Source organism: Anaerotignum sp., assembly GCF_031981185.1.
In the GTDB taxonomy this organism is placed as follows: domain Bacteria; phylum Bacillota; class Clostridia; order Lachnospirales; family Anaerotignaceae; genus Chakrabartyella.
Window position 1 is genome coordinate 39489 of sequence record NZ_DALYUL010000026.1, and the last position, 9767, is coordinate 49255.

General features: G+C 36.4%; 14 protein-coding genes. 11 read left to right on the forward strand and 3 right to left on the reverse strand.

From position 1 onward, the window contains the following. From RTK36_RS13570 to RTK36_RS13600, 7 genes are all read left to right on the forward strand, one after another. Positions 1-579, forward strand: a 579-nt coding sequence (locus RTK36_RS13570; protein ID WP_312047778.1) for a hypothetical protein, incomplete at its 5' end; no start/stop codon positions are given. A 20-nt stretch (positions 580-599) separates the two neighbouring features. Continuing rightward, positions 600-932: a hypothetical protein gene (locus tag RTK36_RS13575; RefSeq protein ID WP_312047779.1), complete on the forward strand. Its 333-nt coding sequence runs from the start codon at positions 600-602 to the stop codon at positions 930-932. Next, positions 932-1075: an XkdX family protein gene (locus tag RTK36_RS13580; RefSeq protein ID WP_312047780.1), complete on the forward strand. Its 144-nt coding sequence runs from the start codon at positions 932-934 to the stop codon at positions 1073-1075. Before RTK36_RS13575 ends, RTK36_RS13580 begins: the two co-directional genes overlap by 1 nt. Before the next feature lie 327 nt (positions 1076-1402). Next, a complete protein-coding gene (locus RTK36_RS13585; protein ID WP_312047781.1) occupies positions 1403-1702 on the forward strand; it encodes a hypothetical protein in 300 nt (99 codons plus the stop codon). Continuing rightward, positions 1699-1989 (forward strand): hypothetical protein, encoded by a 291-nt coding sequence (locus RTK36_RS13590; RefSeq protein ID WP_066048785.1) that lies wholly within the window; start codon positions 1699-1701, stop codon positions 1987-1989. Before RTK36_RS13585 ends, RTK36_RS13590 begins: the two co-directional genes overlap by 4 nt. Then, complete coding sequence (locus tag RTK36_RS13595; RefSeq protein WP_312047782.1) at positions 1973-2326, forward strand: hypothetical protein; 354 nt, start codon at positions 1973-1975, stop codon at positions 2324-2326. Before RTK36_RS13590 ends, RTK36_RS13595 begins: the two co-directional genes overlap by 17 nt. Then, the gene (locus tag RTK36_RS13600) at positions 2323-2940 is read left to right on the forward strand and encodes a hypothetical protein (protein WP_312047783.1); all 618 of its coding nucleotides are present in this window, start codon (positions 2323-2325) and stop codon (positions 2938-2940) included. The genes RTK36_RS13595 and RTK36_RS13600 overlap by 4 nt, the downstream gene beginning before the upstream one ends. A 189-nt stretch (positions 2941-3129) precedes the next feature. Here the strand turns inward: RTK36_RS13600 and RTK36_RS13605 are convergent, their stop codons facing one another. Beyond that, entirely contained in the window at positions 3130-3663 is a 534-nt protein-coding gene (locus RTK36_RS13605; protein ID WP_312047784.1) for a hypothetical protein, read from the reverse strand. A gap of 185 nt (positions 3664-3848) precedes the next feature. Here RTK36_RS13605 and RTK36_RS13610 point away from each other — a divergent pair, with 185 nt between their 5' ends. Both RTK36_RS13610 and recG read left to right on the forward strand, forming a co-directional pair. Beyond that, positions 3849-4328, forward strand: a complete 480-nt coding sequence (locus RTK36_RS13610) for a hypothetical protein (protein WP_312047785.1) — start codon at positions 3849-3851, stop codon at positions 4326-4328. A gap of 698 nt (positions 4329-5026) precedes the next feature. Next, complete coding sequence (gene recG / locus RTK36_RS13615) at positions 5027-7069, forward strand: ATP-dependent DNA helicase RecG (RefSeq protein ID WP_312047786.1); 2043 nt, start codon at positions 5027-5029, stop codon at positions 7067-7069. Positions 7070-7216: 147 nt separating this feature from the next. Here the strand turns inward: recG and RTK36_RS13620 are convergent, their stop codons facing one another. After that, positions 7217-7429 (reverse strand): cold-shock protein, encoded by a 213-nt coding sequence (locus RTK36_RS13620; protein WP_066052193.1) that lies wholly within the window; start codon positions 7427-7429, stop codon positions 7217-7219. A gap of 284 nt (positions 7430-7713) precedes the next feature. Here RTK36_RS13620 and RTK36_RS13625 point away from each other — a divergent pair, with 284 nt between their 5' ends. Further along, a complete protein-coding gene (locus RTK36_RS13625; protein ID WP_312047787.1) occupies positions 7714-7929 on the forward strand; it encodes a hypothetical protein in 216 nt (71 codons plus the stop codon). Between the two features lie 153 nt (positions 7930-8082). On the opposite strand, the gene RTK36_RS13630 is transcribed toward RTK36_RS13625, so the two are convergent. After that, on the reverse strand, positions 8083-8214 hold the full coding sequence (locus tag RTK36_RS13630) for a hypothetical protein (protein WP_312047788.1): 132 nt from the start codon (positions 8212-8214) through the stop codon (positions 8083-8085). Positions 8215-8519: 305 nt separating this feature from the next. On the opposite strand from RTK36_RS13630, the gene RTK36_RS13635 reads away from it, so the two are divergent. Further along, positions 8520-9380, forward strand: a complete 861-nt coding sequence (locus RTK36_RS13635; protein ID WP_312047789.1) for a radical SAM/SPASM domain-containing protein — start codon at positions 8520-8522, stop codon at positions 9378-9380. Positions 9381-9767: the final 387 nt, after the last annotated feature.

Sequence of the window (9767 nt, forward strand, 5' to 3'; positions counted from 1 at the left end):
CTGAATTATTTGGTTTCGCAAATAAGCAGTTATTTATCTAGTGTTTACAATAATTGCTTGAAAATAGGGACGACCACGGATACAGGTGGTTCAACCTCGGCAGGAACAGTAATGGCGAAAGAAAATGCCATACTAGCTGAGGTAAATAAAATTGGAAGTACGACAGACGCAGGTGCAACGGAAACTGTAGGCACTGTATTTGCCAAACTGAATAAAATAATTTCTGCTCAAAAGTTTAGGGCATATAAACTTTTGAGCACCATTATAGGAGCTAACTTAACTAGCTATGTTGTTTTATCTGTAACGGGCACTGGCGAATTTTATGGAGTATATACTAGAGCGACAAAAGTACAAGTATTTATAGATGGGATTGTTTTCAACATGTCATCTGATGGATCGGCTTATCTTGGGTATAAACCGTCAATAGCATATAGTGGAAACTTGATAAAAGTAGCAAATGCAAGCAGCACCGAAATGATAATTGATGCAGCCGTACCATTTAAAAATTCACTATTAGTCAAAATAGATACAGGAACAGTTTCGACATATGTTGATGTATCGTATTCTTTATATGAATAAGCAGAGGGGGGTTAATTATTATGTATTATAAAAAATATGGAAATGAACCACCTGTAATAAAGACGGGGTGTGTTTACGAAGAAAGCTACTTGCATGAGGGGAATTTGTTTTTAAAATATTCGAAAGATAATATACCATCTGAGAAATTGATGGAAGTTTCATCTGAAGAATATAAAGCGAATAAGCCTATTTCCTCAGTACCAGAAACCATAAAAGAATCAACAGAAACAGAACAGCTCATGCAGGCCATGACTGATGCAGAATTGCGAGACATGGTAACTCAGCAAAATCAGGAGCTATTAGCACAGCAAATGACAGATATTGAGGTGGCACTATTGGGGGGTGACAAATAATGAGTCCTATGTTTGATAATTTAAAGTTAAGATTTGAAAAGAATTTTGTTAGGAAAGACCAGCTTCAAAAGTTTGTTGGTTTCGGTAAGATTACCACGGAGGAATACAAAGAAATCACCGGTGAGGATCTCACGGAGCAATAATTGCATATGACATTGGGTGGCTCGGAGCATATCCGGTTTTTTTTATTTCGAAAAGGAGTGATTTTATTGCGTAAAGGGGTGAAACACATGGATGTAGTGGTTTCTGGCTTGATTCATACTATGGTAATTTTATTTAATTTAGTAAATGGGGTTGTCACTTTAATAGATTGAGGTCTCTTTATATGTGTAGACACCAATTCCATAGATACAGTAACAAAAGTATTCTATATTGGCAGCAGAGGACTGAGACTTAGCAGAACCAGGGTAAATGGTACATATAAAACAATTTAAGATTCAAACGTAAACATTACATAAGGGAGGGAATCTATGAATCAGGATGAAATGTCAGAAAAGCTGATTGAGGTTGACCAGCGGAGTAAGAGCAATAAACACAGGTTAGACTCCATGGAAAAACGTCAGGACAATTTGGAACAGCTTACCAATTCTTTTTCTGTGATGCAGAAAGAACAGGAGTACATAAAAGAGGATGTGGGGGAGATTAAAGCGGATGTAAAGACTCTGGCCGAGAAACCAGCAAAACGTTGGGAAAGTATTGTAGAGCGTGTGATTACTGTTGTAGTGGGTGCGGTGGTCGGCTATCTCCTTTCGGGGGGGCGGTTGCCATGAGACGAAGAAATGTAAAAGGTGAGTTTTCTAAAAGAATTATGCTAATGGAAATGGCTTTGCTTTGGGTAAATACACTAGGCGTTATCGGACTAGCCTATTATAGCGTATTCCGTGGCGCAGATTCAGCATTCCCATGGCTTACTGCAATGGTATCGCTACCGTGGGCGGCATGGGGCGTAAGTAAAACAGGGTACACAATGAAAAGCATGAGAGAAAATACAGCAGGTGGGGTCGTTTATGATTCCGTTGTATCCAGAGAGGAGAATTATAATGATGTGGCTGGTTGAAAATTGGTTTATTGTAGTTGCAATATTGGCGGTAGCTATGGTGGCTGCTATAGCCATTTATCGTTTCTATGGACTACCCTCAGCGAAGCAGATTGAAACAATTAAAGAGTGGTTACTATATGCTTGCATTGAAGCAGAGAAAGCCCTAGGCAATGGCACAGGACAGCTTAAATTAAGGTATGTTTACGATTTATTTATTACACGTTTTCCGGCGGTGGCCAGAATGATTTCATTTAACGTTTTCTCTGGTTGGGTAGATGCAGCACTAGAGGAAATGCGTATCATGCTGACACAGAATAAGGCGATTCGAGAAGTTGTAAAGGGGGATGTGGCATGACAGGACAGGAATTAGTGGCTTTTGCACGTTCCAAGTTAGGAACGCCATATGTATACGGTATGAAGGGCACAGTAATGACACTGGCCAACTTCAAATATCTGCAAGGGCAATACGGGAAAAAGTGTGTATGGGATTCCGATGAAAAGAAAGTGGGCAAGGTTTGTGTGGACTGCTCGGGGTTGATTTCATGGGCTACCAGGGTCATGTTGGGTTCCGCCCAACTATTTGATAGGGCAATCAAAAAGGAGCTTATTAGTACAATTAAACAGGCTCCTGTAGGCGCTTTGGTGTGGATGAAAGGGCATGTGGGTATTTATACCGGTGTGAAAAATGGTGTGCCATATTACATAGCTGCAGACGGTTCGGCATATGGGGTGCGGGAGGTACCACTAAATAAGAACAAATTTACTCATTGGTTGCTAATGGACTATATTAATTATGTAGAAAGGGATGATGAAGTGGTAACAAGAGAAAAGATTATTGTAGATGGTAAGGAATGCGAAGTTGATATGATTCGCAAGGATGGAACAACGTTTATTAAGACAAGGGACGTTGCGGAGCTGTTGGGATTGAGAGTTGGTAATAAAGGCAGTGTGCCTGTGTTGGATAAATAATTTACAGACATATTGGTAGCAAACAGAGAAAGCAATTGAATTTCGTAAAATTTTTTTCATTTCTACTGTTTTCGTTCATAATGCTAGTGTCATACTTAATACCACTGTAGGTGATAAGAGTATGACACTATGTTCACAATGTAATTTTCATAAGGACTTTATGTAACACACTTATTCAAATACTGAAAATTAACGGTAGACAACTCTTGTACGGTCAGTGCTTATTGATGTTTCATATTCAGTTTTATAGAAAACCCAATTAGTTGTACCAATAGGTCTTCTATAGACTTGATATTCTTTAATCTCAATATCCTTATATACCTCAAGTCTACATGGTTTATTCTTTTTTGCACCATAGAACTTACCAGAGCTGCCGCAACTGCCTAAATTAGCAGAAATACTAAACACGCCCATTGGAGCAGATACAGTAACTGTCACGGGGCTTCCACTGGGGGTCCAATTAAAACCAGCAGGCTCATCGTAGAAAACTGTCCAGTCTGCCCCTTGTCCTGGAGCCACACCTATATATTGATCTGCCTTTATAAGTGAGCTTCCACTTTTTCGTTTATACTCCCAATCTTGAGCACGTTTTGTAGAATTATCCGATGCATTTTCAATTACATTTGATAAGACTGCTTGTGTCTCACCGGTATTTGCAAAAACCGGCGCTGAGATACTCGTCGTTAAAATAAAGCACAAACCAGTAATAGCTAACTTTTTCATGATTCAATCTCCTCCTTATGATACAGTTAAATTTAGTATTAGTTATTTAATTTCCAATATATACTATTTTTTTATTAATGTCAAATATAATTATATAAAATGTTATATTTTCTTATATTATTTTATATAATATATCCATATTATTTTTTATTTTATTATGTTATCATATTTATGGAGGTATTTTTATGAAGAAAAATATACACATAGTCGTAAGTTTTTTTTGCTGTGTTTTGCTACTTATTGCTTTTATTTACTCTTATGAACGTTATGGTGTCAATTTCATCAGTACACTTTCCCAACCAAAACTCTCTAATCAGTTAATAGGTACTTACACTTGTGATGAAAACACTCTCTGCTCATTAACAGCAGGTCCAGGAAAAGTATTCTATCTGCAAGATTATCAAAACGATATTTTTTTGGAGGGTACTTTCGAGAATAAGGAAGACAATGTTTATTTGCTTCAATCTAAAAAGGTGTATCTGTCTGATACGGTTTTGGAAGAACAGACTGTTATTTGTGAAAATTTATCCTTTAAATTAATATTGGATGATTTCACTTGGAATTTTACAAAAATCAGCGAAACCCCAAGCAAATCATGGGTTGGTAGCTTTGCCGATTATGTAAAAGAATACGCAAGCGAAAAGAAGGAAAGCGATTTTCCTTAAAAGATTTAAATAAACATATATTTAAGAGTCAGGCTAGGCCTGACTCTTTTTGTGGGTATCTAAACCACATTTCTAATCGTATCACGAGACCATAAAAACGGTTTGAAATTTATGCAAGTCAGATGCAAGTCAGGCCTTTCACAAACCCAGTAAAATCAGGGGTGGATGGGTATGTGTGAATGCGGGATAAAAAAATAGAGCGTACTAAAAACGTACTATTTATTTTTTAAACGTGTGAAAAAGGTGAAATATTAAAAATAGATACAGAGAAAAGCCTTTAAAAGCAGACAGAAATAGCGTATAATTCAAAAAAGGCATTTCAGTTGAATAAAACCAAAAATGACCGCAAAGCCTGAAATTTGGGTTTTGTGGTCTTATTTTTTTGTAAGACAAATTTCTAAGACCACGATAAACCTACTATATGATGCTATGAGAAGATCTTTGTCTGGTTATCTTGGTAATGCAATTCCAATGGATCAACTTGGGTTTTTAAGTAGAATTTTATCTTGTATATGATTTTTAATGGCGTCATTTTAAAATTTTGCCTTAAATTTGAAAGAAAAATCAAACTTAAAGGCATTTAAAAGACTTTTTAATATCAAATATTGAACAAGAGTTTTAGGTGGGAAAATGGCTTTTCATGTTTCTAAAATACATCTATAATGAATAAAGGTCTTATGGACGAAAGAGGTGATGAAATGGAGTGGACAGATTCAATTTCCTGCTTAAAAGGAATTGGTGAACAACGAGAAAGAAAAATGAACAAACTTGGGATTTTTACCGTTGAAGATCTTATCACACATTATCCCAGAGATTATAAGGATCGAAGCCGTCTGGCGAAAATCAATGAGATAGAACTGGATGAGGAGAATACCTTTATCGCCCGTTGCAAGGGAAATGGAGAAACAATGAAGCATGGAAAATTCACCCTTACTAGACTTAGGGTTGTGGATGAAACGGGAGAAATTGGATTGCTATGGTATAACCAGCCTTATATGAAAACAACATTAAAAATCGGTGAATGGTATTTGTTTACGGGTAAATTACAAAAAAAATATGGCCGTAAGGAGTTTTCTGTTACTGAATGGGAAGGTATAGGAGAGCATTTTGCAGGTGGACGTATTATTCCTGTTTATCCAAGTGTGGAGGGAATTTCTCAAAAGAAGCTACGGGGACTCATGGAAGATGCACTGGGTCTGACATGTGGGGGTCTGCCTGAATACATTCCCCATTGGATTCGCAAAGAATATCAACTGGCAGAGCGCAATTTTTCCATACAGGAAATACATTTTCCTAAGACAGAACAAAGTTTCTATGATGCCAGGCGCAGGCTGGTTTTTGAAGAACTCTTTTTACTACAAGGAGCGTTGTTTTCACTAAAAACTTTTTTAGAAAAGGGGAAAAAGGGAATTCTATTAAAAAAACAAAGGGCACTAGAGGAATTTCAAGAATTTCTGCCTTTTCAATTTACCAATGCACAAAGGCGCGTACTGAAGGAAATTGAAGAGGATATGTCAATAGGCAAGCAGATGAATCGACTGATACAAGGGGATGTGGGCAGCGGGAAAACAGCAGTAGCCATGGCAGCATCCTACTGGGCGATACAAAATGGGTATCAATCTGTTTTAATGGCACCTACGGAGGTATTGGCACAGCAGCATTATCAATCTTTTTCATCTATTTTTGAAGGTTTAGGAATTACAACAGTGCTTTTGACAGGAGGACAAGCAGCAAAGGAGAAAAGGGTTGCCTTGGAAAAAATAGCGTCAGGGGCGGGAAAAATGATTATTGGTACCCACGCGGTGATTCAGAAGGGGGTGGAGTATCATAATTTAGGATTGGCCATTACTGATGAGCAGCATCGATTTGGGGTACGTCAAAGGAGTGCTTTAAATCAAAAGGGAGAAGCTCCTCACATTTTAGTTATGACTGCTACACCCATTCCAAGAACGTTAGCACTTATTTTATACGGAGATTTGGACGTTTCCATTATTGATGAATTACCACCGGGGAGACAAAAAATTGATACCATGGCAGTGCCCAGCAGCTATCATGAAAGGATATATACTTTTATTGATAAGGAAGTGCAGCTAGGCAGGCAGGCTTATGTTATTTGTCCTATGATAGAGGAAAATGAAAAGCTTGAACTGCAATCTGTATTAGACTTTACGGAGGAGTTGCAGCAAAAATTGAGGGGATGTGTTGTTTCTTGGGTTCATGGAAAAATGAAGCCCAAGGAAAAACAAGAAATTATGGAGGCTTTTGCAAAAGGTGAAATTCATGTGCTTGTGTCTACCACGGTAATTGAGGTTGGTATTAACGTACCTAATGCGGTGATTATGTTAATCGAGAATGCTGAGAGATTTGGTTTGGCGCAGTTGCATCAGCTAAGAGGACGTGTAGGCCGAGGCAGTGAAAAGTCCTATTGCATTTTAGTTAGTGATGCAAAAGCAAAAATTGCAAAGCAACGGCTAAAGACTTTGGTAGATTCCCAGGATGGTTTTGTTATTTCTGAAATGGATTTAAAGCTACGAGGTCCTGGTGAATTTTTTGGAACAAGGCAGCATGGATTGCCAGAATTAAAAATTGCAAATATGTATCAGGATATGCCAATATTAATCGAAGCCCAAAAAGCTGCGGAGAAATTGTTGGAGTTGGATCCGACATTAAGTTTGGAGATGCATCAAGGAATAAAGGACAGATTCGCTCAATTAATGGACGGCAGGCAATTAGAACTGTAAAATGCTTATTATAACTAAAACAAAATGTTATGTTTTAAGGTTGAAATGAAAGATAGGATTTCAATTTGCATTTAGAAGGTTTAGTTAAGGGAAAAGCTTTCATTTTGGGAAGAAAAAAAGCCACCTAAATGGGTGGCTTAAGGAAGCTTAGTTAGCACAAACGTTGATAGCACGTGTTTTGCGTTTATCCTTAGGATCAGCTTCTGTGTCAAAAGTTACTTTTTGACCTTCGTTTAAGGATTTGAAACCGTTGGACTGGATGGAAGAGAAATGTACAAATACATCATCGCCACCATTGTCAGGTGTAATAAATCCAAAACCTTTTTCTGCGTTAAACCATTTTACTGTACCGTTATTCATAATCAGTACCTCCTAAAAAAAATTATCTCGAGCATATAAATAAAAAACTCCTAAATTGTAGTCAGATAATAATTATCGGCTAGAATTTAAGAGCGAATAATCATATATACGAAACATTTTCATTTTACAATATAAAAAATCAATTGTCAATAAAAAATATGAATTTAACCGTGTGTTTCTTGAGGTTTTTCAAGATTTTTATAAGAAAGTTTTGCTTTTCATAAAAACCTTTAAATTTTTAATAATAAACATTAAAAATAACTATAAATGAGGGGGGATAACTTATGTATCCATACCATAATAAAATAAAACAAAGAATCAAAAATGGTGAGTTGAAAACCTATTTTTATAGTAATAGCTACCCCAAAATTGGAGAGTGCTTGGTTTTGGTTTTTAAAACAGAACCTAATTATAGGCCCATTCGCCCCTATCGATACCACGAATATTTAGATTTATTAGAAACAGAAACAAAATTAAACGCAGGTAAACAAAAATCATAAAGATTGTGGATATCCAAAAAGTCAGACAATGTATTATATTAATAAACAGCGACTATGTCATTTTTCGTAACATAGTCGCTATAAGGTTCCTTTTTACCATAGTAGTAATTAAAAAAATCAGGAAATACTATAGGAACGAATGAACACCTAAGTTTATTTGTATTTTTTAGGTATTTCGGGAAAGGGTAATATTTCTTTACCTTGTTCTAATACTTTTACTCTGTTTTTCCCCTTGGGCTTAAGGAGTTCTTCTCTTGTTTCATATTTTACATCTGCTTTTGCCATAAAATCACCTCATTATAGTATGAAAATTTTATAGACTTTTTATTCTTAGGAAAAAGTGTAAGTACATATTCTCTCCATACTAAACTTAAAACCATTTGGTAATTGTCGGCGATAATGATATAATACCTAAAAGATATACAACATCTTTAAAATAAAGAAACTGAATTATTTTCATTTTTTTAATTGTTCCAAAGAATTCTTCTATATAATGATAGAAATTAACTGGAGCAATAATTATATTCTCATAAATAGTAAAGATATTAAAAATAGGCTATCAATATAAAATAAGGAAAAGTGAAAAACTTATGAAAAATTTTTCTCGAGTCTACATTGAAATTACAAATATGTGCAATCTGTCATGTAGTTTTTGTATTGGCAACGTTCGTCCTCCGCAGTTTATGGAGGTTGATGAATTTGCATTTGTCATTGAGCAAGTAAAGCCATATACGAAACATATTTATCTTCACATTCTGGGTGAACCGCTGTTACATCCACAATTAGAAGAAATTTTGAATGTGGCTCATCACTATGAAATGAGCGTAAACATTACCACCAACGGTACGCTGTTGGCAAAATGTCAAAATACACTATTGAATGCACCGGCACTGCGAAAAGTGAGTATATCGTTGCATAGCATGGAACATGGAAGCCCATATTGCAATGAGAATTACTTACGGGACGTGGCATTGTTTGCTACAGCTGCAACGGAGAAGGGGATTTTTTGCGAGTTAAGAATGTGGAATTTGGGCGGGGACGATATAGATAATGTTGCTATGTTCAATCCTTTATGCAGTCTATTGGGTTTAGATATTACTGCACAAGAAGCGGCACGGAGCAAAATATGCGAAAGTGGAAACACTACCCTGGCGCCTCGCCTTTTCCTTGGAAAGGCCGCCCGATTTACTTGGCCCAGCATGGATGACGCTGCCACGGAGCAACCTATTTTTTGTCACGGACTTAGAAGTCAAATGGGCGTGTTGTGCGATGGCACGGTAGTGCCCTGTTGTTTGGATAGCCGAGGGGATATTGCACTAGGCAATATTTTTCAAACACCTCTTTCTGAAATTTTATCGGGTGAACGTGCGCGGGCCCTCTATGATGGTTTTTCGATACGGCATCCAAGTGAGGAGCTTTGTCGTCGTTGTGGATATGCAAAACGTTTTTAGCAAGTAAACTGTAAGTGCTATTGTTATTTCCATATATAAATGGGAGAATACTGTAGAAACTGTCAGAAGGTAATAACCTTTAAATAAAATTGAGCTTAGATTACAGGTTCATATTATTTTCTGGCGTAGTCAAACTAGATGTTGATATGTTAGGAGGCTTCTTTATGGAATGTTTTGTATATGCTTTTTTTATGCTTATTCATATTACATCAGTAGTTTTCTTTATAAGATTTCTGGTTTTTATTTCTGAGCAAATAGGATTTTATAGTTTTATAGATAAGTACATACTGATTTTATTGAAGAAGTGGAATATTTAAATTTAAAAAAGATCAAAAAAAGACAATTTAGTCTTGACAGGATAGAAATGGCATGTTATTATAAACTTCC